General features: G+C 65.3%; 20 protein-coding genes and 11 tRNA genes. 23 read left to right on the top strand and 8 right to left on the bottom strand.

The window, feature by feature from the left end; translation table 11 throughout:
* Positions 1–45 precede the first annotated feature (45 nt).
* The 4 genes from ppk1 to QMX81_RS08040 form a co-directional block, all read right to left on the bottom strand.
* Positions 46–2,127 (bottom strand): polyphosphate kinase 1, encoded by a 2,082-nt coding sequence (gene ppk1 / locus QMX81_RS08055; RefSeq protein ID WP_121042963.1) that lies wholly within the window; start codon positions 2,125–2,127, stop codon positions 46–48.
* Positions 2,124–3,464 (bottom strand): phosphate regulon sensor histidine kinase PhoR, encoded by a 1,341-nt coding sequence (gene phoR / locus QMX81_RS08050; RefSeq protein WP_282260377.1) that lies wholly within the window; start codon positions 3,462–3,464, stop codon positions 2,124–2,126. Before phoR ends, ppk1 begins: the two co-directional genes overlap by 4 nt.
* Before the next feature lie 98 nt (positions 3,465–3,562).
* The gene (gene phoB / locus QMX81_RS08045) at positions 3,563–4,252 is read right to left on the bottom strand and encodes a phosphate regulon transcriptional regulator PhoB (protein ID WP_121042967.1); all 690 of its coding nucleotides are present in this window, start codon (positions 4,250–4,252) and stop codon (positions 3,563–3,565) included.
* A 122-nt stretch (positions 4,253–4,374) separates the two neighbouring features.
* Positions 4,375–6,015, bottom strand: a complete 1,641-nt coding sequence (locus tag QMX81_RS08040) for a M48 family metalloprotease (protein WP_282260373.1) — start codon at positions 6,013–6,015, stop codon at positions 4,375–4,377.
* A gap of 142 nt (positions 6,016–6,157) precedes the next feature.
* Between QMX81_RS08040 and grxC the strand changes: the two genes are divergently transcribed.
* The 3 genes from grxC (at position 6,158) to QMX81_RS08025 (ending at position 8,263) form a co-directional block, all read left to right on the top strand.
* Positions 6,158–6,457: a glutaredoxin 3 gene (gene grxC / locus QMX81_RS08035; protein ID WP_121042971.1), complete on the top strand. Its 300-nt coding sequence runs from the start codon at positions 6,158–6,160 to the stop codon at positions 6,455–6,457.
* Positions 6,454–6,846, top strand: a complete 393-nt coding sequence (locus tag QMX81_RS08030; protein WP_019185812.1) for a carboxymuconolactone decarboxylase family protein — start codon at positions 6,454–6,456, stop codon at positions 6,844–6,846. The genes grxC and QMX81_RS08030 overlap by 4 nt, the downstream gene beginning before the upstream one ends.
* A gap of 409 nt (positions 6,847–7,255) precedes the next feature.
* Positions 7,256–8,263: an isocitrate dehydrogenase gene (locus QMX81_RS08025; protein ID WP_121042973.1), complete on the top strand. Its 1,008-nt coding sequence runs from the start codon at positions 7,256–7,258 to the stop codon at positions 8,261–8,263.
* A 138-nt stretch (positions 8,264–8,401) separates the two neighbouring features.
* Here the strand turns inward: QMX81_RS08025 and QMX81_RS08020 are convergent, their stop codons facing one another.
* Entirely contained in the window at positions 8,402–9,160 is a 759-nt protein-coding gene (locus tag QMX81_RS08020; protein ID WP_121042975.1) for a Bax inhibitor-1/YccA family protein, read from the bottom strand.
* 178 nt (positions 9,161–9,338) lie between these two features.
* Between QMX81_RS08020 and QMX81_RS08015 the strand changes: the two genes are divergently transcribed.
* The 16 genes from QMX81_RS08015 (at position 9,339) to QMX81_RS07940 (ending at position 19,661) form a co-directional block, all read left to right on the top strand.
* Positions 9,339–9,415 (top strand) — tRNA-Pro (locus QMX81_RS08015).
* 45 nt (positions 9,416–9,460) lie between these two features.
* Positions 9,461–9,537: transfer RNA gene (locus QMX81_RS08010), tRNA-Arg, on the top strand.
* 34 nt (positions 9,538–9,571) lie between these two features.
* Positions 9,572–9,648 (top strand) — tRNA-His (locus QMX81_RS08005).
* 80 nt (positions 9,649–9,728) lie between these two features.
* A tRNA-Lys gene (locus tag QMX81_RS08000) sits at positions 9,729–9,804 on the top strand.
* Positions 9,805–9,965: 161 nt separating this feature from the next.
* A tRNA-Lys gene (locus tag QMX81_RS07995) sits at positions 9,966–10,041 on the top strand.
* Positions 10,042–10,141: 100 nt separating this feature from the next.
* A tRNA-Leu gene (locus QMX81_RS07990) sits at positions 10,142–10,226 on the top strand.
* Positions 10,227–10,459: 233 nt separating this feature from the next.
* Positions 10,460–11,752 carry a trigger factor gene (gene tig, locus QMX81_RS07985; RefSeq protein ID WP_121042977.1) on the top strand — a complete coding sequence of 431 codons (1,293 nt, stop codon included), beginning with the start codon at positions 10,460–10,462 and terminating at the stop codon, positions 11,750–11,752.
* 66 nt (positions 11,753–11,818) lie between these two features.
* Entirely contained in the window at positions 11,819–12,445 is a 627-nt protein-coding gene (gene clpP, locus QMX81_RS07980; RefSeq protein ID WP_121042979.1) for an ATP-dependent Clp endopeptidase proteolytic subunit ClpP, read from the top strand.
* 126 nt (positions 12,446–12,571) lie between these two features.
* The gene (clpX, locus tag QMX81_RS07975) at positions 12,572–13,861 is read left to right on the top strand and encodes an ATP-dependent Clp protease ATP-binding subunit ClpX (protein ID WP_019185803.1); all 1,290 of its coding nucleotides are present in this window, start codon (positions 12,572–12,574) and stop codon (positions 13,859–13,861) included.
* A gap of 142 nt (positions 13,862–14,003) precedes the next feature.
* Entirely contained in the window at positions 14,004–16,478 is a 2,475-nt protein-coding gene (gene lon, locus QMX81_RS07970; RefSeq protein WP_121042981.1) for an endopeptidase La, read from the top strand.
* Between the two features lie 207 nt (positions 16,479–16,685).
* Positions 16,686–16,958: an HU family DNA-binding protein gene (locus tag QMX81_RS07965; protein WP_019185801.1), complete on the top strand. Its 273-nt coding sequence runs from the start codon at positions 16,686–16,688 to the stop codon at positions 16,956–16,958.
* Positions 16,959–16,969: 11 nt separating this feature from the next.
* Positions 16,970–17,044, top strand: a tRNA-Val gene (locus QMX81_RS07960).
* Between the two features lie 28 nt (positions 17,045–17,072).
* Positions 17,073–17,149, top strand: a tRNA-Asp gene (locus QMX81_RS07955).
* 83 nt (positions 17,150–17,232) lie between these two features.
* Positions 17,233–17,309 (top strand) — tRNA-Asp (locus tag QMX81_RS07950).
* Between the two features lie 89 nt (positions 17,310–17,398).
* Positions 17,399–17,475 (top strand) — tRNA-Asp (locus tag QMX81_RS07945).
* Positions 17,476–17,687: 212 nt separating this feature from the next.
* Positions 17,688–19,661: a peptidyl-prolyl cis-trans isomerase gene (locus tag QMX81_RS07940; RefSeq protein ID WP_282260354.1), complete on the top strand. Its 1,974-nt coding sequence runs from the start codon at positions 17,688–17,690 to the stop codon at positions 19,659–19,661.
* 114 nt (positions 19,662–19,775) lie between these two features.
* On the opposite strand, the gene QMX81_RS07935 is transcribed toward QMX81_RS07940, so the two are convergent.
* Both QMX81_RS07935 and gloB read right to left on the bottom strand, forming a co-directional pair.
* Positions 19,776–20,990, bottom strand: coding sequence for a lytic transglycosylase domain-containing protein (locus tag QMX81_RS07935; RefSeq protein ID WP_282260352.1), 1,215 nt, complete (start codon positions 20,988–20,990; stop codon positions 19,776–19,778).
* Entirely contained in the window at positions 20,987–21,754 is a 768-nt protein-coding gene (gloB, locus tag QMX81_RS07930) for a hydroxyacylglutathione hydrolase (protein WP_282260350.1), read from the bottom strand. Before gloB ends, QMX81_RS07935 begins: the two co-directional genes overlap by 4 nt.
* A gap of 11 nt (positions 21,755–21,765) precedes the next feature.
* Between gloB and QMX81_RS07925 the strand changes: the two genes are divergently transcribed.
* Genes QMX81_RS07925 through dnaQ form a run of 3 tightly spaced genes read left to right on the top strand, consistent with a single transcriptional unit; the run spans position 21,766 to position 23,610 of the window.
* Positions 21,766–22,410 (top strand): class I SAM-dependent methyltransferase, encoded by a 645-nt coding sequence (locus QMX81_RS07925; protein ID WP_121042989.1) that lies wholly within the window; start codon positions 21,766–21,768, stop codon positions 22,408–22,410.
* A gap of 11 nt (positions 22,411–22,421) precedes the next feature.
* On the top strand, positions 22,422–22,874 hold the full coding sequence (gene rnhA / locus QMX81_RS07920) for a ribonuclease HI (RefSeq protein ID WP_121042991.1): 453 nt from the start codon (positions 22,422–22,424) through the stop codon (positions 22,872–22,874).
* A gap of 4 nt (positions 22,875–22,878) precedes the next feature.
* Positions 22,879–23,610 (top strand): DNA polymerase III subunit epsilon, encoded by a 732-nt coding sequence (gene dnaQ / locus QMX81_RS07915; protein ID WP_121042993.1) that lies wholly within the window; start codon positions 22,879–22,881, stop codon positions 23,608–23,610.
* Positions 23,611–23,655: 45 nt separating this feature from the next.
* Here the strand turns inward: dnaQ and QMX81_RS07910 are convergent, their stop codons facing one another.
* Positions 23,656–24,360: a protein phosphatase 2C domain-containing protein gene (locus QMX81_RS07910; RefSeq protein ID WP_121042995.1), complete on the bottom strand. Its 705-nt coding sequence runs from the start codon at positions 24,358–24,360 to the stop codon at positions 23,656–23,658.
* Positions 24,361–24,525: 165 nt separating this feature from the next.
* Between QMX81_RS07910 and QMX81_RS07905 the strand changes: the two genes are divergently transcribed.
* A tRNA-Ser gene (locus QMX81_RS07905) sits at positions 24,526–24,616 on the top strand.
* Positions 24,617–24,819 lie beyond the last annotated feature (203 nt).

The following is a 24,819-nucleotide window of genomic DNA, read 5'->3' as shown; positions in this document are numbered from 1 at the left end:
CGTCACCGCACCGCCTTCACAGGGGATGCGACGCGGGGTCGCAGGCTACAGACCCTGCAGCAGGGCCATCTGCGCCGCGTGCGGCGGCTCGTCGTGGCCGGGCGTGCACTTGATGTAGCTGCCGTCGGCCTGCAGTTCCCAGGCGTTGAGGTTGTCGTCCAGGTAGTTCTGCAGCACGTCGCGGTAGACCTTGCGCGCCAGTTCCGGGTCCAGGATCGGGAAACAGGTCTCGACCCGGCGCAGCAGGTTGCGCTCCAGCCAGTCCGCGCTGGCGCAGAACAGCTCCGAGGCCCCGTCATTGCCGAACCAGTAGACCCGGCTGTGTTCCAGGAAGCGGCCCACGATCGAGCGCACCCGGATGGTGTCCGACACGCCGGGCACGCCGGGTCGCAGCGTGCAGGCGCCGCGTACGATCAGGTCGATCTGTACGCCCGCCTGTGAGGCCGCGTACAGGGCCCGGATCATCTGGGGTTCGTTGAGGGCGTTCATCTTGGCGATGATCCGCCCGGGGCGGCCACTGGCGGCCAGGCGCGTTTCGCGCTCGATCCGTTGCAGCAGCCCCGGGTGCAGGGTGAAGGGCGACTGCAGCAGGCGCTTGAGCTTCATCCGCGGGGCCAGCCCGGACAGCTGCTGGAACAGCAGGTGCACATCGTTGCCGATGTCCGCATCGGCGGTGATCAGGCTCAGGTCGGTGTAGGCCCGCGCGGTACCGCTGTGATAGTTGCCGGTGCCCAGGTGCACGTAGCGGCGCAGCTTGCGGCCCTCGCGGCGCACGATCAGCAGCATCTTGGCGTGGGTCTTGAAACCGACCACACCGTAGACGACCTGCACGCCGGCTTCCTGCAGGCGGTCGGCCAGGCCGAGGTTGGCTTCCTCATCGAAGCGCGCGCGCAGCTCGACCACGACGGTCACGTCCTTGCCGTTGCGTGCGGCCTGGATCAGCGCATCGACGATCAGCGAATCCTTGCCGGTGCGGTACAGGGTCTGTTTGATCGCCAGCACATTCGGGTCGACCGCCGCCTGCTTGATCACATCCAGCACGGCGGTGAACGCATCGAAGGGATGGTGCAGCAGCACGTCCCGGCGCGCGACGATCTCGAAGATGCCATCGCTGTCGCGCAGGACGCGCGGGCTCAGCGATGGGTACTTCAGGTCCGGCCGCTGGATCACGTCATACAGCTGGACCACGCGGTTGAGGTTGACCGGGCCGTCGATGCGGTAGACCGCGTTCTCGGTCAGCCCGAAGTTCTGCAGCAGGGTGCGGACGATGTCGCGCGGGCAATCCTGCGCGATCTCCAGCCGTACGGCTGGGCGGTAGCCACGGTCGACCAGCTCATCGCGCAGGGCAAGCGCAAGGTTCTCGACTTCTTCCTCGTCCACCACCAGCTCGGAATTGCGGGTCACGCGGAACTGATACGCGCCCTGGACTTCCATGCCCGGGAACATCTCATCGACGAAGGTGGACAGCACCGAGGACAGGAACACGAAGGTCTGCGGGCCGCCGAGTTTTTCCGGCAGCTGGATGATGCGCGGCAGTGAACGCGGTGCACGCACGATCGCCAGATGCCCCGCGCGACCGAACGCATCGGTGCCCTTCAGCACCACCACGATGTTCAGCGATTTGTTGAGGATCTTCGGGAACGGGTGCGACGGATCCAGGCCAAGCGGGGACAGCACCGGCATGATCTCGTTGCGGAAATACGCCCGCAGCCAGCGCTTCTGGCGATGGTTCCAGGAGTGCCGGCCGAGCACGTCGATGCCGGCGTCATGCAGTGCCGGGCGCAGGGTCTCGTTCCAGCAGCGGTACTGCTGGTCGACCAACTGCGCGGCACGGTCATGGATGGCATTGAGGATCGCCTGCGGGGTCATGCCGTCCGGCGCGGGCGGCAGGCCGAATTCCTGCGCATGGCGCACCGCAGCCGCGCGGATCTCGAAGAATTCATCCAGGTTGGTGCAGGAGATGCACATGAAGCGCAGGCGCTCCAGCAGCGGCACCTGCGGGTCCATGGCCTGGGCCAGTACGCGGAAGTTGAAATCCAGCTGCGACAGCTCGCGGTTGATGTACAGCGCCGGATCGCGCAGCGGATCGCCGTCCACAGGCACGGCGACGGGAACAGGAGTGCTCATGCGGAAAAGTCTTCAGAAGAAGGAAGGGAGACGACCTCGTTGCGCGCACGCACCTGGTCGGCATCGAAATGGCACGAGAACGTGCTGCCTTTACCGACCTCGCTCTGGATCTCCAGGCGGGCATGGTGCAGGCCGAGAATGTGTTTGACGATCGACAGCCCCAGCCCGGTGCCGCCGCTTTCGCGCGAGCGGCTGCTGGAGACGCGGTAGAACCGTTCGGTCAGGCGCGGCAGATGGTTGGCCGGAATGCCGTAACCGGTATCGCGTACCGACAGCACCACGCCATCGCCTTCGCGCGCGAACGCCACTTCCACGCGGCCACCGGCCGGGGTGTAGCGCACCGCGTTGGTGACCAGGTTGGAGAACGCACTGTGCAGTTCCTTGTTGGAGCCCTGCAGATCCACACCGGCGGTATCGATGATGCTGATCTGGTGACGGCCCTGGCTGTGCGCTTCGGCCTCGCGGCGCAGCGTGGCCAGCATCGGCGTCATCGCCACGGCTTCGGCTTCGGTGTGCTCCTGCGATTCCAGCCGCGACAGGGTGAGCAGGTCTTCGACCAGCTGCGCCATGCGCTGGGATTGCTTGCGCATCTCCTCCAGCATCGGGCCGGTGCCGGGGAAATCCTCCGGATCCATCATGTCCAGGTAGCCGTGCACCACGGTCAGCGGCGTGCGCAGTTCATGCGAGACGTTGGCGACGAAGTCGCGGCGCACCTGTTCCAGTCGCAGCAGCTTGCTGACGTCACGCGCGATCAGCAGCCAGTAGTCGGGCGAGTAGGGAATCAGGCGCAGGTTGAGGCGGATCGCCGGATCGACCGGGGAGGGTACATCCAGGATCGGTTCGGCATTGCGGCCCCCGGCCAGCCAGTGCGCCAGCGGCATCGGCTGCAGGCGTTCAACCAGCGCTTCGCCCAGGTCGCCCGGGTGGTGCAGCCCGAGCAGCGAGGTCGCCGCTTCGTTGAACCACTGCACGCGCTGGCTGTTGCGGTCGACCACGACCACGGCATCGGGCAGGGCGGCGGCCGCGGCGCGATAACTGCGCAGCATGTCCAGCAGGCGCCGCTTGCGCGTGCGCATTTCCCACTGGTTGCGGTAGAGCAGGCGGTCCAGCTCGTTCCATACACCGGTACCGTCACCCATGTCCCAGCGATGGCGTGCGGTGAGGCCACGCAGCACCCGGCGCAGCCGCCAGTAATGCCAGGCCAGTGCACCGATCGAGGCCAGTGCGATGCACATCCACACATGGCCGGCTGCCAGGCCCAGCAAGCCGGCCGCGAGCAGCAGGGCGGCGAGGGTGGCCAGCGTTTTCAACCAGGCAGAACGGATGTGGCGGGGCATTGCGGTCTCGCAGAAAGTGCGGTCCTCGGACTCGATCCAAGGTTATAGCAGGAGTGACCGGAACCGGGCATGCGCGCCCGGGACCGGCCCGACGAGACTCAGGTGGAGGTGGAGAACCGGTAACCGGCGCCGCGCACGGTCTGCACCATGTTCTCCGCGGCGAACGGCTCCAGCGTCTTGCGCAGGCGGCGGATGTGCACATCGATGGTGCGCTCCTCCACATACACGCTGCCGCCCCACACGTGATCCAGCAGCTGGGCACGGGTGTACACGCGCTCAGGGTGGGTCATGAAGAAATGCAGCAGGCGGTACTCGGTCGGGCCGATCGGCACCGGCTGGTCGCCGGCGAAGACGCGGTGTGCGGCGCCATCGATGCGGATCGTACCGACCGCGACGCTGCCATCTTCGTCATCGTCGCGGGCGCGGCGCATGACCGCACGGATGCGGGCCAACAGTTCGCGCGCCGAGAACGGCTTGACCACGTAGTCGTCGACACCGGCTTCCAGGCCACCGACACGGTCGTTCTCTTCCCCGCGTGCAGTCAGCATGATGATCGGCACCTCGCGGGTGAGGGCTTCTTTGCGCCAGCGCCGGGCCAGCTCCAGGCCGCTGGTGCCCGGGAGCATCCAGTCCAGCAGGATCAGGTCCGGGACGCGATCGGCGATGGCGGTCTGCGCCTCGCGCGCGTCGCCGGCATGGATCGGGTCGTAGTCGCCCTTGCGCAGGGCAAAGGCGACCATCTCGCGGATCGCGGGTTCGTCATCGACGATCAGGATGCGTTTCTGCACGTGCCCACCGTATTGCTCATCAGATCGGGATTGAGCTCAGTAGACTACGGTTTCATGACAGGTTTGTGACGAGGTGGCCGTTACCGTCGTGGGCCGCCATCCCACCGTCATCCGGTCGCCCCTCAGCGGCGGTCCAGCTCGGGGTCGTCGATTCCCTGCCGGCGCATTTCCAGCACCGTGGGGGTGATGCTCTCGATCCGGGCATCGACCCGGGCACGGCCGACATAATCCAGGTTCGGCTGCCGCTTCAAGGCCTGCAGCTGGATCAGCGCCTGCTCCGGGCGGCCACTGAGGTACGCGGCTTCGGCATAGGCCTCGCTGGCCCGGGTGGTGTCGCCAGCCAGTTCACTGGCGCGGGCGAAGCGCTGCTGGAAGACCGGATCATTGCCGCTTTGCGACAGCATCGGGCGCAGCATCGCCTGCGCGCGCTGGCCGGCCTCGCGCCCGCCCTGTTCATTGAGGATGGCCGCATAGGTCAACGCGACCGGGCGGCTGCCGGGGTGCTGGCGCATCAGGGTTTCGAACCGGGCGTTGGCCTGCACCGGCTGGCCGCTGCGCGACTCCGCCTCGCCCAAAGCCAGCGCCACCCAGACGTTGTCCGGGTGGTCGCGCAGCATCTCGGCCAGATCGCGGGTGGCCTGCGCGGCCGCACTGTTGCGCAGCCGGCCCAGGGCCAGCCCGTAGCGTTGCGGCTCGGTCAACCCGTTCTTCTGCGCGCGTTGCAGGCTTTCGTATTCCCGGATGACATCGCCAGGGGTATCGGCACTGAGCACGCGCAGGCGCTCACGCGCCCACTCGAACTGGCCGGTGCTGCCGCGGCTGAGCGCGTTGACCGAAATCTGCATCGAGGCCGGCAGCAAGGGGTTGCTCCGTCGCACCAGCGGATCGGACAACGCCGGGTCGGACGGGTTTACCCGCTCCTGGCGAACCCCGCCGGGCACCTCGGTGGTGAGTAGCACCGTGTCCTTCTTCATCTGCTCGGCGCGGGCCTTGGCCTCGCTGATGCGGGTGGTGGTGACCGGATGGGTCTGCAGGAAATCCGGGACGCTGTAACCGCCCTGGTTGCCCCGCATCGAGGCCGACATGCGCTCGAAGAAGCCGGCCATGGCATCCACGTCGTAGCCGCTGCGGGCCAGGGTGCGGATGCCCAGGCGGTCGGCCTCGGATTCGTTGGAGCGGGTGTAATTGATCTGGCGCTGCTGCATCAGGCCCATGCCCGAGGTGATCGCGGCCATGGTGGCATCACCGGCGGAATTGCCGCCGGCCTGCTGCGCGGCCACGATCGCGGCGAGCATGCCGAGCAGGATCGGGATCTGGTCGCGCTGGGCACGTTCGACACCGCGCAGCACGTGCTGCTGGGTGACGTGGGCGATTTCGTGGGACAGCACCGCGGCCACTTCGTCCTCGCGCTCGGCGGTCAGCACCAGGCCCGCGTTGACCCCGATATAGCCGCCGAGGGTGGCAAAGGCGTTGATCTGCCGGTCCTTGAGCATGAAGAACGTGTAGGACTGGCGCGGCTGGGCACTGTTGGAGCCCAGCCGGGCGCCCATGGTCTGCAGCCAGTCATCGACCAGCGGGTCATCGAGCAGATAGCCGTAATTGCGCAGTTCGCGCAGCATCATCCCGCCGTACTCGGCCTGCCGGGCCGGGGTCAGCAGCTCGCCGGCCGAGGAGCCGATGTCTGGCAGCTTGCTTTCCTGGGCCCCGGCCAGCGGCACGGCCAAGGCCAGGGTCAACGCGGCAGAGAGCAGCAAGGGGCGCAAACGGAGCTCCTGGGGGGAAGACGGACGACAGCGTGACAGGGCCAGTACAACCTGCAGTTAAACCACAGTGTTGCGGTGGTGACGTGGAAAATCCAGCGGACCGCTACCATATACAGACCAACGTTCCGCTGTGGAGTTTCCCGTGAGCCAAGATGCTGTTTCCACCCCCGGTGGCGCACCCGCCATCACCATCTACTCGACCGCGGTGTGCCCGTACTGCGTGGCCGCCAAGAACTTCCTGAAGAGCAAGGGCCGCGACTGGACCGAGGTCCGGATCGATCTGGACCCGGTCGAGCGCGATAAAATGATGGCCAAGACCCGCCGCACCAGCGTGCCGCAGATCTTCGTGGGCGAGGTCCATGTGGGTGGCTACGACGACATGATGGCGCTGCACCGTGCAGGCAAGCTGGAGCCGCTGCTGGCCGGGCAGGACCCGGCATGAGCGCGGCCGACGACGGCAGCAAGGACCGCATCGCCGAATTCACCGAGTTCCGCCAGCGCATGAACCAGCGCATCCTGGGTGAACCCAACCAGGTCGTGCGTCGCTTCTTCGCGCTGGACACCCAGACCTACCAGGCCGGTGCGCTGGATGTGAAGACCAAGGAACTGCTGGGCCTGGTCGCCTCGATGGTACTGCGCTGCGATGACTGCATCAGCTACCACGTGGCCCAGTGCAAGGACGCCGGCGTGACCCGCGAGGAGTTCTTCGAGACCTTCTCGGTCGGTCTGGTGGTCGGCGGTTCCATCGTGATCCCGCACCTGCGCCGCGCCGTGGACTTCCTGGATCAGCTCGAAGGTGGCGCCGAAGCGCCGGCCGTTCACGAGCATTGAGCTGGGGCCGTGATGGCCCCGCCGCGGTAGGCGCCGACCGTTGGTCGGCTGCTTCGGCGCCCCAGCGATGTCGGCGCTTCCGGTGGCGCACCGTTCAGGTGCGAGACCCCGTTCAGCAACCCGGATAGCAATGCCTCTGGAGGAAAGCCCCTTCTGTTGAAGGGGCGCGCCGACAGGCGCGGGGTAGAGGGGGAATGCGCGGGCAAACCGCTTCGCGGTTTGCAGGGGCGCGCCGACAGGCGGGGGTAGAGAAGGAATGCGCGGCCAATTGTGCCTTTGCCGGGCTGCGCCAATGGTCTAGTTGGGACGTCTGCCCCGGCTAAGGCATAATTGCCGATGAAACTTCCCTTGCGCCCGCGCTTCGCGCACCTCACGGATGGCGCTCCCCCTCGGTTCGGAATACACATCAATGACGCAGAAAATCACGGTCATCCGCGGTGACGGCATCGGCCCGGAGATCATGGACGCTACCCTGTTCGTGCTCGGCAAGCTGGACACCGGCTTTGAATACGAAGACGCCGACGCGGGCCTGGTCGCGCTGGAAAAGCACGGCGATCTGATGCCGGCCTCCACGCTGGAGTCGATCGCACGCAACAAGATCGCGCTGAAGAGCCCGCTGACCACGCCGGTCGGTGGTGGCTTCACCTCGATCAACGTCAGCCTGCGTCGCCACTTCGACCTGTACGCCAACGTGCGCCCGGCCGTCTCGTTCCCGAACACCAAGTCGCGTTTCGGCGACGGCGTGGACCTGATCACCGTCCGTGAGAACACCGAAGGCGCGTACCTGGCCGAAGGCCAGGAAGTGTCGGCCGATGGCGAGACCGCCTTCTCCGGCACCCGCATCACCCGCAAGGGCTCCGAGCGCATCGTGCGCTACGCCTTCGAGCTGGCCCGCAGCACCGGCCGCAAGAAGGTCACCGCCGTGCACAAGGCCAACATCATCAAGTCGACCTCGGGCCTGTTCCTGGCCGTGGCGCGCGAAGTGGCGGCCAAGTACCCGGACATCGAGTTCCAGGAAATGATCGTCGACAACTGCTGCATGCAGCTGGTGATGCGTCCGGAACAGTTCGACGTGATCGTGACCACCAACCTGTTCGGCGACATCATCTCCGACCTGTGTGCCGGTCTGGTCGGCGGCCTGGGCCTGGCCCCGGGCGCCAACATCGGTGAGAACGCGGCGATCTTCGAAGCCGTGCACGGCACCGCGCCGGACATCGCCGGCCAGGGCAAGGCCAATCCGTGCGCGCTGCTGCTGGCCGCTGCGCAGATGCTGGACCACGTCGGCCAGGTCGAGAACGCCGAGCGCCTGCGCAAGGCCATCGTGGCCACGCTGGAAGCCAAGGATTCGCTGACCGGCGATCTGGGCGGCACCGGCAACACCATGGGCTTCGCCCAGGCCATCGCCAGCCGCCTGTAAGCGCGCGGGTCGGTTGTCCAGAAAGCGGGGCGCTTCGGCGTCCCGCTTTTTTGTTGCCTGGCGCCTCATTCGGCAGGGGGTGGGGACATGAAAAAGGCGCCTTGCGGCGCCTTCGTCATCGTGCAGTGAGCGTGTGGCTCAGCGCTGCTGGATCTTGGACAGCAGGCGCAGGAATTCCACGTACAGCCACACCAGCGTGACCATCAAGCCGAACGCGCCGTACCACTCCATGAACTTCGGTGCGCGCGCCTCGGCACCGGTTTCGATGAAGTCGAAATCCAGCACCAGGTTCAATGCCGCCACCACGACCACGAACAGGCTGAAAGCGATCCCCATCCAGCCGCCCTCGTGGATCATCGGGATGTTGATGTTGAAGAAGCTCAGCACGAACGAGGCCAGGTACAGCAGCGCGATGCCGCCGGTTGCCGCCACCACACCCAGCTTGAAGTTCTCGGTGACCTTGATCAGGCCGCTGCGGTACACCGCCAGCATCACGAACATCGTGCCGAAGGTCAGCATCACGGCCTGCATCACGATGCCGGGGAACTTGGCGTTGAACATCGCCGATATCGCACCCAGGAACAGGCCTTCGACCAGCGCATACATCGGTGCGGTGACCGGTGACCATTCCTTCTTGAACACGGTCACCAGGGCCAGCACCAGGCCGCCGATCGCGCCAACGAGCGTGTAGAGCATGGCGCTGGAGGTGGGCAGGCCGTTCGCATCGATCGACTGGCTCCACGCGAACGCGGCCGTCAGCACAGTGAGCAGCAACAGGACGCCGGTCTTGTTGACGGTGCCGTTGATGGTCATCGCCTGGTCGGGGCGGGCCACGACCGAGCCGCTGGCCAGGTCGAGGAAGGTGGACTCGGAAAGTGCGGGATTGCCGCTGCGCATTGCCAATCTCCTTGATGGGGTAGGGGTTCGGCCCTCCGGCCGCTGCCCCGAGCATAGCCGAAGCCGCCATCGGCAATGACGACATGTGAATTGATGTGTGAAAACCGTTGACAGATGCCTTGTCGATTCCCACAATAGGCGGCTCTTTCGGGGGGAACCCCGGAGGGAAACAAACCGCCGGGGTATAGCGCAGTCTGGTAGCGCGCCTGCTTTGGGAGCAGGATGTCGGGGGTTCGAATCCCTCTACCCCGACCAAGCCCGCTGCTCAAATCGGGATTGGAATGCGACAATCCGGATCGAGCGCCCGTAGCTCAACTGGATAGAGCACCGGCCTTCTAAGCCGGCGGTTACAGGTTCGATTCCTGTCGGGCGCGCCATTCGGTGCAAGCGGTAGGAACAAGGTTTTCAGTGGTGGCTGTAGCTCAGTTGGTTAGAGTTCCGGATTGTGATTCCGGTGGTCGGGGGTTCGAGTCCCCTCAGCCACCCCACTGATTCAGACTGGTTCACCGAAAGTGAATCAGGGTTGCAAAAGGCAGCACACACGCTACAATGTGCGCCTGAGTTTTCAGGGCTGTTAGCTCAGTTGGTAGAGCAGTTGACTCTTAATCAATAGGTCCAAGGTTCGAATCCTTGACAGCCCACCAAGACAGAAGCCATCGGGTCCGCCCGGTGGCTTTTTTCTTGTTTGAGACATCGCGTTGAACGGTGTAGTAGTTGAGCGTCTACGGACGCCATTCGCCATCCATTTAAATAAAACGCTTGCGTCGCGCGCAGGAAACCCTGCATAATTCGCCTCCCGATTTTCGGGCTGTTAGCTCAGTTGGTAGAGCAGTTGACTCTTAATCAATAGGTCCAAGGTTCGAATCCTTGACAGCCCACCAAGACGAAAGCCGCCTGGTCCGCCAGGCGGCTTTTTTCTTGTCAAAGCGCTTCAGCTTTGGGCGCGGGCCTGCAACAATGCGCGCCTGAGTGTTCAGACTCGCGAAAGTGGCGGAATTGGTAGACGCCCTGGATTTAGGTTCCAGTGCCGCAAGGCGTGGGGGTTCGAGTCCCCCCTTTCGCACCAGTGCAGGGCATTTTCGCCCGCACCATGACCATGGGCACGTCCCCGATCGGGGAGACGGCCACATGCTGGGCCCTGGCGGCCCCCGGGCGTTCTCGGCCCGCGCTGGCGGCGCTGGCGTTTATCGGCGAAACTACAGGGCTGCGGCGGGCATGCGCGTCCACGACCCCGCGTCCAAAACCCGTTTCATCCATCACATCGTGCCGGGGCCCATGCCGCCGGTGGCAGGAGTCAACATGCAAGCTTCGATCGAATCCACTGGCAATCTGGAACGCCGCCTGACCTTCTCGCTGCCGGAAGACCGTCTGCAGACGCACATCAGCGGCCGTCTGGGCGAAATCGCCCGCACCACGCGCATCAAGGGCTTCCGCCCGGGCAAGGTGCCGGCCAAGGTGATCGAGCAGCGTTTCGGCCAGCAGGTCCGCAGCGAAGCCGTCGACGGCCTGCTGCGTGAGACCTTCGATGCCGCCCTGCGCGAGCACGAGCTGCGCATCGCCGGCACCCCGCGCATCGACAAGGGCGAGGGCGAGCTGTCCTTCGTGGCCACCGTCGAGCTGGTGCCGGACTTCGGCGACGTGGACGTCAGCAAGCTGACCGTGGTCCGCCACACCGCCGAGATCAACGACGCCGACATCGATCAGATGATCACCAACCTGCGCGAACAGCGCCGCAGCTGGAGCCCGGTCACCCGTGGCGCCCAGGACGGCGATCTGGTCGCCCTGGAAACCTGGTCGCAGGCCGGCGATGAGCGCCTGCCGGCCGAAGGCACCGAAAAGGGCAGCGTGATCGTCGGCCAGGGCATGATGTTCGAGCAGATCGAACAGGGCCTGGTCGGTCTGACCGCCGGTGAAGAAAAGACCCTGGACGTCGAGTTCCCGGCCGATTGGCGCGTGCCCGCGCTGGCCGGCAAGCAGGTCAAGGTCACCGTCAAGGCGGTGGACGTGTCCGCGCCGGTGCTGCCGGAGGTCGATGCCGAGTTCATCAAGAGCTTCGGCGTGAAGGGTGGCGACGTGGAGCAGTTCCGCAAGGACATCCGCGCCAACCTGGAGCGTGAGCTCAAGGGTGCCCTGATGAACCGCCTGCGCCGCGAAGTCGGCGAGCAGCTGATCGCCGCCTACGCCTCGGTGGAAATGCCGCCGCGCCTGGTCGAGAACGAAGCCCGCGCCATGCTGGATCAGCAGCTCGAGCAGATCCGCCGCAGCGGCCGCAACCCGGGCGACGTCCCGGCCGATGCCCATGAAGGCTTCAAGGAAGCGGCCGCCAAGCGCGTGCTGGTCGGCCTGCTGGTTGGTGAAGTGGCCCGCAAGAACGACCTGCGCCTGGACCCGAAGCGCCTGAATGAAACCATGCGCTTGATCGCGTCGACCTATGAAGAGCCGGAGCAGGTCATTGAGATGTACCGCAACGACCCCCAGCTGATGAGTGGGCTGCAGAATCGTGTGATGGAAGAGCAGGTGATCGACTGGATCGCCGAGCGCGCCCAGCACACCGAAGAGAAGCTGTCGTTCCAGGACGCGATCCGCCAGTAAGCGGTCCGCGTTTTACGCCCCGCGCCCCGGCGCGGGGTCGTTCCCCCCAAAATAGGTGCCTCACTAATGGACAACCGAACCACAGCCCTGAACATGGTTCCGATGGTGGTCGAACAGACCAGCCGCGGCGAGCGCGCCTATGACATCTATTCGCGCTTGTTGAAAGAGCGTCTGATCTTCCTCGTGGGCCCGATCGACGATCACATGGCCAACGTGGTGGTGGCGCAGCTGCTGTTCCTGGAAGCGGACAACCCGGAAAAGGACATCAGCATCTACATCAACTCGCCCGGTGGCGTGGTCACCGCCGGCATGGCGATCTACGACACCATGCAGTACATCAAGCCGGACGTGAGCACCATCTGCGTCGGCCAGGCCGCCTCGATGGGCGCCCTGCTGTTGGCGTCCGGCGCAGCCGGCAAGCGCTATGCGCTGCCGAATTCGCGCGTGATGATCCACCAGCCGCTGGGCGGCTTCCAGGGCCAGGCCACGGACATCGACATCCATGCCCGTGAAATCCTGACCCTGCGTTCGCGCCTGAACGAAGTGCTGGCCAAGCACACCGGCCAGTCGCTGGAGACCATCGCCCGGGATACCGAGCGTGACAACTTCAAGAGCGCGGTCGATGCGGTGGCCTACGGCCTGGTCGATCAGGTCCTGGAGCGTCGTCCGGAAGAGTCGATCCAGCCGGCGTAAGGTTGTGCCAGGCCGGGAAACCGGCTTGTTTCCACCGGGTCGGGCAGGACTGGCGTCCTCCTGACCCTGTGCTATTCTCGAATCGAACCCCCGTTCAGTCGGGTGGGGTAACTGGGTAAGCGAAGCATGAGCGAAGACCGCCAAGGTCGTTCCACGGACACCGGCAAGATCCTCTACTGCTCTTTCTGTGGAAAGAGCCAGCATGAGGTGCGCAAGCTGATTGCGGGTCCGAGCGTGTTCATCTGCGATGAATGCGTCGAGCTGTGCAACGACATCATCCGTGAGGAGCTGGAGGAGAAGGCGCAGTCGGCCCGCAGTTCGCTGCCCAAGCCGCGCGAGATCCTCGAGGTCCTGGACCAGTACGTGATCGGGCAGAACCGCGCCAAGCGGACCCTGGCCGTGGCCGTATACAACCACTACAAGCGCATCGAGAGCCGCCAGAAGAACGACGAAGTCGAACTGGCGAAGTCGAACATCCTGTTGGTCGGTCCGACCGGTTCGGGCAAGACGCTGCTGGCCGAAACCTTGGCCCGCCTGCTCAACGTGCCGTTCACCATGGCCGACGCCACCACGCTGACCGAAGCCGGTTACGTGGGCGAGGACGTGGAGAACATCATCCAGAAGCTGCTGCAGAAGTGCGACTACGACGTCGAGAAGGCACAGCAGGGCATCGTCTACATCGATGAAATCGACAAGATCTCGCGCAAGAGCGAGAACCCGTCGATCACCCGCGATGTGTCCGGCGAAGGCGTCCAGCAGGCCCTGCTGAAGCTGATCGAAGGCACCGTGGCCAGCGTGCCGCCGCAGGGCGGTCGCAAGCACCCGCAGCAGGAATTCCTGCAGGTGGACACCAAGAACATCCTGTTCATCTGTGGCGGCGCGTTTGCCGGCCTGGACAAGGTGATCCAGCAGCGTTCCAACGATTCGGGCGGCATCGGCTTCGGTGCCAAGGTGAAGAGTTCCGAGCGCAAGCAGGAAGTGGGCAAGATCCTGGCCGAAGTCGAGCCGGAAGATCTGATCAAGTTCGGCCTGATTCCGGAGTTCGTCGGCCGCCTGCCGGTCGTGGCGACCCTGGAAGAGCTGGACGAGGCCGCCCTGGTGCGCATCCTGACCGAGCCGAAGAACGCCATCACCAAGCAGTTCAAGAAGCTGTTCGAGATGGAGCACGTCGAGCTGGAGTTCCGTCCGGACGCACTGGCCGCCATTGCCCGCAAGGCGCTCAAGCGCAAGACCGGTGCCCGCGGCCTGCGTACGATCGTCGAATCGGTCCTGCTGGACACCATGTATGACCTGCCCTCGGCAGAGAACGTCAGCAAGGTGGTGGTGGACGAATCGGTGATCGAACACAAGTCCGAACCGTACCTGATCTACCAGACGCCACCGGCGCCTGAACAGAAGGCGGCTGGTGCTGAATAATCAGTTCAAGTAATTGAATTGAAAGAATTTTTTCAGAACAGCTTGCATCTAGAAGCCGATGGCCCCATAACGAGGCCATCGGCTTTTTTTGTATCCGGGCGAGGCGCCCGGAGGCCATCCCCACTGTTCCACTGGAGCCCACATGGCCCGTTCCCCAACTGAGACTCTCGACCTGCCGGTACTGCCGCTGCGTGACGTGGTGGTGTTCCCGCACATGGTCATTCCGCTGTTCGTCGGCCGTGACAAGTCCATGCATGCGCTGGAGCAGGCGATGGAAGCGGACAAGCGCATCCTGCTGCTCGCGCAGAAGTCCGCCGAGACGGATGATCCGTCCGCCGCCGATCTGTACCAGGTCGGCACGCTCGCCCAGGTCCTGCAGCTGCTGAAGCTGCCCGATGGCACGATCAAAGTGCTGGTCGAAGGCCTGTCGCGCGTCAACGTCACCGACGTGACCGAGCGCGACGGCGCGCTGCACGGCGTGGGCATGGAAATCGAATCGGACGAGTCGCGCGAGCCGCGCGAGATCGAGGCGATCGCCCGTTCGCTGATGTCGCTGTTCGAGCAGTACGTCAAAACCAACCGCAAGCTGCCGCCGGAGCTGCTGCAGACCCTGGCCGGCATCGATGAACCCGCGCGCCTGGCCGATACCATCGCCGCGCACATCAGCGTGCGCCTGGCCGACAAGCAGCGCCTGCTGGAAACGCTGCAGATCGGCGACCGCCTGGAAATGCTGGTCGGCCTGGTCGATGGCGAGATCGACGTGCAGCAGATGGAAAAGCGCATCCGTGGCCGCGTGAAGTCGCAGATGGAAAAGAGCCAGCGCGAGTACTACCTCAACGAGCAGATGAAGGCCATCCAGAAAGAACTGGGTGACCTGGACGACGCGCCCGGCGAGATGGACGAGCTGGCCCGCAAGATCGCCGAGGCGGGCATGCCCAAGCCGGTGGAGACCAAGGCCAAGGCCGAGCTCAACAAGCTCAAGCAGATGTCGCCGATGTCGGCTGAAGCTGCGGTGGTGCGCAACTACCTGGATTGGCTGCTGGGCGTGCCGTGGAAGAAGCGCAGCAAGGTCCGCAAGGACCTCAAGGCCGCGCAGGACACGCTGGATGCCGATCACTTCGGCCTGGACAAGGTCAAGGACCGCATCCTGGAATACCTGGCGGTGCAGTCACGCGTGAAGCAGATGAAGGGCCCGATCCTGTGCCTGGTCGGTCCGCCCGGCGTGGGCAAGACCTCGCTGGGCCAGTCCATCGCCAAGGCGACCAACCGCAAGTTCGTGCGCATGAGCCTGGGCGGCGTGCGCGACGAGGCCGAGATCCGCGGGCACCGTCGTACCTACGTTGGCTCCATGCCGGGCCGCATCGTGCAGAACCTCAACAAGGTCGGCAGCAAGAACCCGCTGTTCGTGCTGGATGAGATCGACAAGATGTCGATGGACTTCCGTGGCGATCCGTCGTCGGCGCTGCTGGAAGTGCTGGATCCGGAGCAGAACAACGCCTTCAACGATCACTACCTGGAAGTGGACCTGGACCTGTCCGAAGTGATGTTCGTGGCGACGTCCAACTCGCTCAACATCCCCGGCCCGCTGCTGGACCGCATGGAAGTGATCCGCATCCCCGGTTACACCGAGGATGAGAAGCTCAACATCGCCATGCGCTACCTGGTGCCCAAGCAGATCAAGGCCAACGGCCTGAAGCCGGAAGAGCTGGAGATCGAGGCGGACGCGATCCAGGACATCGTGCGCTATTACACGCGCGAATCCGGCGTGCGCAACCTCGAGCGCGAAGTCGCCAAGATCTGCCGCAAGGTGGTCAAGGAGATCGCGCTCGCCGGCCCGGTGGCACCGGCCAAGGCCGCCAAGCCGGCCAAGGCCGGCAAGAAGGCCAGCGCAAAGAAGAAGGCGCTGGTGGTGGTCAACGGCAAGAACCTGGACAAGTACCTGGGCGTGCGCCGGGTCGATTTCGGCCGGGCCGAAGAGCAGAACGAAGTGGGCCTGGTCACCGGCCTGGCCTGGACCGAAGTGGGCGGCGATCTGCTGCAGATCGAATCCACCCTGGTGCCGGGCAAGGGCCAGCTGATCCTGACCGGCCAGCTGGGCAACGTGATGAAGGAATCGGCCTCGGCGGCGCTGTCGGTGGTGCGCTCGCGCGCCGAGCGGCTGGGCATCGACAACGAGTTCCTGCAGAAGCACGACGTGCACGTCCATGTGCCCGATGGTGCTACGCCCAAGGATGGCCCCAGCGCGGGTATCGCGATGGTGACCTCGCTGGTGTCCACGCTCACCAAGGTGCCGATCCGGGCCGAAGTGGCGATGACCGGCGAGATCACTCTGCGTGGCCGCGTCACGGCCATCGGCGGCCTGAAGGAGAAGCTGCTGGCGGCGCTGCGTGGCGGGATCACCACGGTCATCATCCCCGAGGAGAACCGCAAGGATCTGGCCGATATCCCCGCCAATGTCACCCGCGATCTGAAGATCGTGCCGGTGAAGTGGATCGAGGAAGTGCTCGACCTGGCCCTGGAGACGCCACTGACTGCACCGAAGCCGAAGAAAGATGGGCAGCGTGTCACGGTACGTGGCAAGTCCAAGACAGCTTCCACGACGCGCGTCAAGCACTGACGCGTGCTGTGGAAATGCCCGAAACCCGCGTCGTTATTGGCTTTTCAGCTTGCGTGGGTAGGGGGGCACTGGTATAAAAGCACCACTCGCAAGTCAGCGTCATGCTGAATTCGGCGAACTGAGAACTTCACTGGCATCCGGCGGCGTATCGTCCTCGGGTGTCTCAATGTTGAATCCGCGGAATCCCCGCCAAAGGAGCTGTAGAGAATGAACAAGACCGAATTGATCGACGCCGTTGCTGAAGCCGCCGACCTGACCAAGGCCGAGTCCAGCCGCGCCGTTGATGCCGTCATCGCTTCCGTCACCAAGGCCCTGAAGGGCGGTGACGCGGTGACGCTGGTGGGCTTCGGCACGTTCCAGGTCCGCGACCGCGCTGCCCGTACCGGCCGCAACCCGAAGACCGGCGACACCATCAAGATCGCTGCGTCGAAGAATCCGTCGTTCAAGGCTGGCAAAGCCCTGAAGGATGCCGTAAACTAAGCGGCTTGCTGGGGTGCTTAGCTCAGCGGTAGAGCGTCTCCTTTACACGGAGAGGGTCGGGGGTTCGAAACCCTCAGCACCCACCAGGCACTGCCAGTAAAAGTTTTGAAATGTGGAGCGGTAGTTCAGCTGGTTAGAATGCTGGCCTGTCACGCCGGAGGTCGCGGGTTCAAGTCCCGTCCGCTCCGCCAGTTTCAATAGGGCCCCTGAGCGATCGGGGGCCTTGTTTTCTCCAGCGACGCAGGTCGCGGTGGAAACAAAAGCGGTTTAGTGCGGAGCGGTAGTTCAGCTGGTTAGAATGCTGGCCTGTCACGCCGGAGGTCGCGGGTTCAAGTCCCGTCCGCTCCGCCAGTTTTAAAAAAACCTCGAAAAAAGCAGTATTTCGGGGTGGGCAATCTGAATATCTTCGGATAGAATGAGCGCCTGCAAAGTTCAAGTGCGGAGCGGTAGTTCAGCTGGTTAGAATGCTGGCCTGTCACGCCGGAGGTCGCGGGTTCAAGTCCCGTCCGCTCCGCCAATCTTTGAAAAGCCCTTGGTGAAAACCAAGGGCTTTTTTTTTGTTTTCAATTCAGCATGTCGATCGACGAGGCGGCGCACGCCCGTCGTCCGCCACGGTCAGCGGGTGTGGCAGCGGGCGGATCGCGCGCAGGGGCGGCCGCGGGCACTTTTGGAGCCTGCCGCGAAGCGGGTTACACTGCCGGGCTCGCCAATCAGGCCTTGATTTTTCCCATGCTGCAGAAACTTCGCGACAAGACCTCGGGCTGGATCGTTACCGTGATCCTGGGGCTGCTGATGATTCCGTTCCTGTTCGTGATCGACTCCAGCTACCTCGGTGGCGTCGGCTCGCAGAACGTGGCCAAAGTGGCCGCCCCGCCGACCTGGTGGAAGTCCGCCCCGTCGTGGTGGCCGGTCTCGTTCCTGTGGCAGCACCATGAGATCAGCTCCAACGATTTCCGCGTGCGCTTCGAACAGGCGCGCCAGCAGGCACGCCAGGAACAGGGCGAGGATTTCGATCCGCGCCAGTTCGAAAGCACCGAAAGCAAACTGGCCGTGCTCGATCAGATGATCGATGAGCAGGTCGTGCGCCTGGCCGGCGAACAGTCCGGCATCGTGATCGGTGATGGTGCCGTGCGCGAGTACATCGCCTCGATCCCGGCCTTCCTGGATGCGGACGGCAAGTTCAACCAGGACAACTACCGCATCGCGCTGGCCAGCGGTAATCCGCCGCGCACCCCGACGCAGTTCGAAGCGCTGGTGCGCGAGAGCATCCAGCAGTCGATCATTCCGTCGGCCCTGCAGCGTTCCGGGTTCACCACCCAGAGCGAAGCCGAGCGCCTGATGAAGCTGCTGGGCGAAACCCGTGATGTCGAACTGGCCGCGCTGCCGGAAACCCCGGCCGATACCGCCGAAGTGACCGACGCGCAGATCAAGCAGTGGTACGACAGCCACGCCAAGGATTTCCGCCAGCCGGAAACCGTGTCGCTGGAGTACGTCGAGATCAACGGCGCGAACCTGCCGGCGCCGGCGGCGGCAGACGAAGCCACCCTGCGCAAGCGCTATGAAGATGAGAAGGCACGCTTCGCGACGCCGGAACAGCGTCTGGCCTCGCACATCCTGATCAGCGCCGACGGCAGCGATCCGGCCAAGCTCAAGGCCGCTGAAGAAAAGGCCACGCGCCTGGCCGCGCAAGCCAAGGCACCTGGCGCCGATTTCGCCGCACTGGCCAAGGCCAACTCCGAAGATCCGGGTTCCAAGGACACCGGCGGCGACCTGGGCTGGGTGGAACGCGGCGCGATGGTGAAGCCGTTCGAAGATGCCCTGTTCGCCATGAAGGCGGGCGAGGTCACCGGGCCGGTCAAGACCGACTTCGGTTTCCACGTGCTCAAGCTGCGTGAGACCAAGGGCGGCGAAGGCCGTTCGTTCGACGAGGTCCGTGACCAACTGGCCGCCGAGCAGCTCAAGGCCGACACCGACCGCGTGTTCACCGAGCTGAGTGGCCGTCTGGTCGATCTGGTCTACAAGAACCCGACCTCGCTGGAAGGCCCGGCCAAGGACATGAGCCTGCCGGTGCAGACGATCGGTCCGTTCACGCACGCCACCGCCAGCGGCATCGCCGCCAATCCGGCCGTGCTGCGCGCGGCGTTCTCCGACATCCTGACCCAGGATGGCACGGTGAGCGACCCGATCGAACTGGGCCCGAACCACAACGTGATGATCCGCGTGACCGAGCACAGCCCGGAGCAGGCGCTGCCGCTGGCCAAGGCCCGTGAGCAGGTGATCGCCGCGATCCATGCCGACCGCACCCGCCAGGCCTCGGAGAAGGCCGTGGACGCCGTGCTGGCCAAGCTGAAGGCCGGGCAGACCCTGCAGGCGCTGGCGACCAGTGACAAGCTGCAGATCAGCCCGCTGCCGGGCCTGCCGCGTACCCAGCCGGTGCCGACCCCGGAGATCAACCGCGCCGTGTTCAGCGCGCCGCTGCCGGCCGAAGGCAAGCCGAGCTACGGCAAGGTTGCCGTGCAGGGCCGCTACGTGATCTACGCGGTGACCAAGGTCACCCCGGGCAACGTGGCCGAAGTGGATCCCGCCCAGCAGCAGCAGCTCAAGGAGCAGCTGAGCCAGATCGACGGCATGGCCGCCGCCAAGGCCTACGTCGACGCGATGCGCAAGCACTTCAAGGTGCAGACCGAAGAAGCCAACCTCTAACCGGGTCGGCGTCTGCTGCACAGCAAAAAGCCCGGCAATGCCGGGCTTTTTGTCGAAAACGACACTGCCCGGCAGGACCGGGCAGTGTCGTCACCCGCGATGCGATCCGCGCGCTCAGTCTTCGACGCGCAGCACCGCACCGGGCTTGAGCACACTGCTCCCGCTGAGCCCATTGAGCGACAGCAGGGCCTTCAGGGGCATCCCGTAACGGCGGGCGATGGTCCAGGGCGACTCGCCGTCGCGCACGGTATGCCGGCGGCTGCGCGGGCGATCCGCGCTGGCGACGGTACGGGTGGCTGCCGGCGCAGGGGTCGTGCGGGCCGCCGTGGTGTCCGCCGGTGCGCTGGGAGCCATCGCAATGGCGGCCACGCTGGCGCTGGCATCCACCGGCGCGTGCGCGGTTGGGGCCAGAACCGTCACCAGGCCGGACGGGCGGCCTTTGCCGCTGGCCAGGGCCGGGTTGAGGCGGGCGATCCGCGCCGGGTCCAGATCGCGCTGCTGGGCCCACTGCTGGACGCTGGTGCCGGCCGGCAGGGTGTGGCCCTTGAGCACGGGCACGGTGCGATCCAGCGAGGCCATCACCGCAGGCTCGGTTTCCGCATCTTCCAGCACGCAGGCCAGCGCATGCAGCTTCTCGACATAGGCATAGGTGACCGGCGACAGCCCCGGCAACTCGGCCGGCCGCGCGTTCTGCGCGTTCATGCCCGCCTTGCGCAGCGACTGCAGCACCCGGTACTCGCCGGCGTTGTAGGCCATCGTCGCCAAACGCCAGTCGCCGCCGAACATGCCGTGCAGGGTCTTGAGGTACCGCACCGCGGCCTGGGTGGAATCCACTGTCGAGAGGCGACCGTCGTAGCCCGGGGTCATCTGCACGCGGTGGTTCTTGGCGGTGGTGGCGATGAACTGCCACAGGCCGGCCGGGCCGCCGCCGTTGCGGGCGTTGGGCCGGTAACCGCTTTCCACGAAGGGAATCAGCGCGAATTCGGTGGGCAGGTCGGACTTGCGCAGCTCTTCGACCACATAGCCGAACAGCACCAGCGCATCATCATCCTGGTTGGCCAACCGCGAGGGGGCATGCGCGAACTGCTTCTGCCAACGCGGGCTGGTCGCCTCGGCGTCGCAGGTGGGTTCGGCCAGGCCATCGCGGAAGCTGGCGAAAATGTCCTGCCCGTTGCGCACCGAGGCCGGCGGCAGCGCCGCAGCGGTCAGGGGGAGGGAGGACAGGCCGGCCACGTTCTGCGACATGCCGGCGGTCAACGACTGGGCGCCCGCGCTGCCGGCCACGGCGATCGCCAGGCCAAGCGCGAGCGGCAACAATCGCCGACTCATGTTCGAAATCCGTCTTTCCAGTGTCGCAGCCCTGCGACAACATCGACTTCATCGGTAACGGGACGCCCGAGATGGGCGCTGACGGCCGCCTGGATGGCGGGGGTGTTCGTACGCAGGAACGGGTTGCATTCCAGCTCGCTTGCCAGTGAAACCGGCAGCGTTGGCAGGTCATCGCGGCGCATGGCCAAGGCCTCCTCATGGCGCTGCGACAGCGCAGCGTTGGTGGGGTCTACATGCCGCGCGAAGACGGCATTGGACAGGGTGTACTCGTGGGCGCAACAGACCATCAGTTGCGCTGGCAGGGACGCCAGCTTCCGCAGGGATGCCAGAAGCTGGGGAGGCGTACCTTCGAACATGCGCCCACAGCCCAGGCTGAACAACGCATCGCCACTGAAAAGGTGTTCAGCGGTGTGAAACGCGATATGGCTCCGGGTGTGCCCGGGCACGGATACTACGTGGAACCCCAGCCCCAATGCCTGAACGCATTCACCTTCGGCGACCCGATGGGCCGGGACCTCAATGCGCGGTTCCGCCGGTGCATAGACCTCCACCGCCGGAAAACGGGCCTGAAGTTCGGCGACGCCGCCGATGTGGTCGTCGTGGTGATGGGTCAGCAGAATGCTGTGCGGGGCCCATCCCTGCTGCGCTGCGGCGGCCAGGACGGGGTCGGCGTGGCCGGGGTCGATGACCACGGCGCGGCGGTCGTCGGCGACCAGCGCCCAGATGTAATTGTCCGCAAACGCGGGTAGGGCGGTCAGTCGCATAGAATTGGACCATGCCCCTCGTGCCGAGCCCCCGTCAAGCGACAGTCGCATCCTGGTTTGATACTGAACCGGCACAAGCGTTGTGCCGTCTGGAATCCGAGCGGTTGCGCACCCTCCTCGCCGAGCGTCCGGTGAACCCCTGGCTATGGCTGGCACCGACGCCTGGCTGGTTGGGGAGTGTGGAACTGCCCGGCCGTGGCCTGCGCCTGTTCCGGGACGGCGCGGCCTACGCCGGGGATGTGCACTGCGGGCTGCCGTTGCCGCTGCCGGATGAGAGCGTCAATGCGATCGTCCTGCAGCATGTCACCGCGCGGGATGCCGAGGCGTTGATCGCCGACTGCGCCCGTGTCCTGATGCCGGGCGGCCGCCTGTGGCTTTCCACGCTCAACCCGTTCAGCCCGTACCGCCGCCAGTGGCGCCATCACGGGCTGGTCGTGCGCAGCCCGCAGCGGCTGCGCCACACCCTCACGCAGGCCGGCCTGAGCTGCGAAGACCTGCAGTACCTCGGCCCGATGTGGCGTGATCGCTCGCCGGCGCGGCGCGATCTGGCCCCGCTGCGGGCTGCCTGTCTGTTCACCGCTGAAAAACGCACTCTGGCCTTGCCGGGACCGACGCCCGTGGCCGCGCCACGCTGGCACGGGACCGTGGCCACCTGATCTGGAATGGAATGAAGACGATAGAAATCCACACCGACGGTTCCTGCCTCGGCAATCCCGGCCCCGGCGGCTGGGCGGCGTTGCTGCGCTACAACGCGCACGAGCGCGAACTGAGCGGTGGTGAAGCGCATACCACCAACAACCGCATGGAGCTGATGGCGGCCATCTCGGGGCTGGAAGCGCTCACCGAGCCGTGCAACATCGTGCTGTTCACCGATTCGCAGTACGTGCGCCAGGGCCTGACCGAGTGGATGCCCGGCTGGATCCGCAAGAACTGGAAGACCGCCGGCGGCTCGCCGGTCAAGAACCGGGAGTTGTGGGAGCGCCTGCACGCGGCCACGCTCAAGCACACCATTGACTGGCGCTGGGTCAAGGGCCATTCCGGCGACCCGGACAACGAGCGCGTGGATCAGCTGGCGCGGGACGCCGCGATCCGGATCCGCGCCGCTGGCCCGGTACACTGAGCCCATGCGTCAGATCATCCTTGATACCGAAACCACCGGCCTGGAATGGCGGAAGGGCAACCGCATCGTCGAAATCGGCTGTGTGGAACTGCTCGAGCGCCGCCCCAGTGGCAACAACTACCACCAGTACCTCAAGCCGGACTGCGAGTTCGAACAGGGCGCGCAGGAAGTCACCGGCCTGACCCTGGAGTTCCTGGCTGACAAGCCGGACTTCGCCCAGGTCGTCGACGACTTCCTCGCCTACATCGACGGCGCCGAGCTGATCATCCACAACGCGGCGTTCGATCTGGGCTTCCTGGATAACGAGCTGTCGCTGCTGGGCGACCACTACGGCAAGATCACCGACCGCTGCACGGTGATCGATACGCTGAAGATGGCGCGCGAGCGCTTCCCCGGCCAGCGCAATTCGCTGGATGCACTGTGCCGTCGCCTGGGCGTGGACAACGCCCACCGCCAGCTGCACGGCGGCCTGCTCGATGCCCAGATCCTGGGCGATGTGTACATCGCCCTGACCTCGGGCCAGGAAGAAATCGGCTTCGGCTCGGCCGATGAGCAGAAAACCGGCAGCGCCCACGCGCAGACCTTTGACACCTCGCGCCTGCTGCCACGCCCGCGCGTGGTTGCCACCGCCTCCGAGCTGGAAGCGCACGAAGCGCGGTTGGCCAAGCTGCGCAAGAAGGCCGGCCGCGCGATCTGGGATGGTGAGCCTGAAGCGGTGGAAGCGGTCAGCGCCTGACGGCCCGCCCCCGGTAGATCCCGGGCGTTGGTCGGGATGCCTGCCTCAATGACACCGCACCAGGATCACGGTGATGTTGTCCGAACCGCCGCCATCCAGCGCGGCGGCGACCAGCGTATCCACGCATTCCTGCGCACTGGCATCATCGAAGGCGAGGGTACGGGCGATGCCCTTGTCCTCGACCTCTTCGGTCAGCCCGTCGCTGCACAGCAGCAACTGCATGCCCGGGCGCAGCTCACCGGTGGTGGTCGCCACATTCAGGTGCGCCGGATCGGTTACGCCCAGCGCCTGGGTCACTACATTGCGATGCGGATGCGCACGCGCCTGCTCGGCGGTCAGATTGCCCTGCGCGACCAGTTCCTGGACCACGCTGTGATCCTGGCTGAGCTGGGCCAGCGTGCCGTCGCGCCACAGGTACGCGCGGCTGTCGCCGACCCACGCCACCTCATACCGACTGCCCTGCACACGGGCCGCCACCACGGTGGTGCCCATCGGCAGGCTGTCGTTGCGGCGGCGCGAGGTGCGGATGATCTCCTCATCGGCGATGCGGATCGCATGCGCCAGCGTCGCCCCGCGGCGGATCTCCCGCACGATGGTCTCGCGCGCCAGCGCACTGGCCACCTCACCGCAGGCGTGCCCGCCCATGCCATCGGCGACCAGCCACAGCGCCAGTTCGCCATCGCCGTAATACGTATCCTCATTGAGGTCACGGCGCAGGCCGGGGTGGGTCAGGTGTCCGAATTCGATCATGAAGGCGCGTGCCGGTGAGGATTGCGAGGGATAACGGCATGATCGCGGCCCGCCGGACATCCGGCAAGGCATCCATACAGAAGAAATTCACTTCTTTGCACGCAATGACTTGTCGCCAGCGCGTCCTGCCCGTATCATTCGCGTCCCGGTTCGCCGGGACCATCTGGAGAGGTGGCAGAGCGGTTGAATGTACCTGACTCGAAATCAGGCAGGCGTTTATAGCGCCTCGGGGGTTCGAATCCCCCCCTCTCCGCCAGATACATGAAAAAGGCCGCCCATTGGGTGGCCTTTTTCATGTCCGAGATCGGGCGTCTTCCGACCGCTACGAAATGAGCGGCGCCCAATTGCGGGGGGACGAGAACCCCCGACGGGGGTTCGACGGATCTGCAGGAGCAGATCCGGACAGACGAACGTCTGGCCCTGGAGCGCGCAAGCGCGGAAGGGCGGGGTTCAGGGGTG

This window comes from Stenotrophomonas sp. PS02301, from assembly GCF_029959485.1.
Lineage (GTDB): Bacteria > Pseudomonadota > Gammaproteobacteria > Xanthomonadales > Xanthomonadaceae > Stenotrophomonas > Stenotrophomonas maltophilia_Z.
This window is presented reverse-complemented; position numbering and strand designations above follow the sequence as displayed.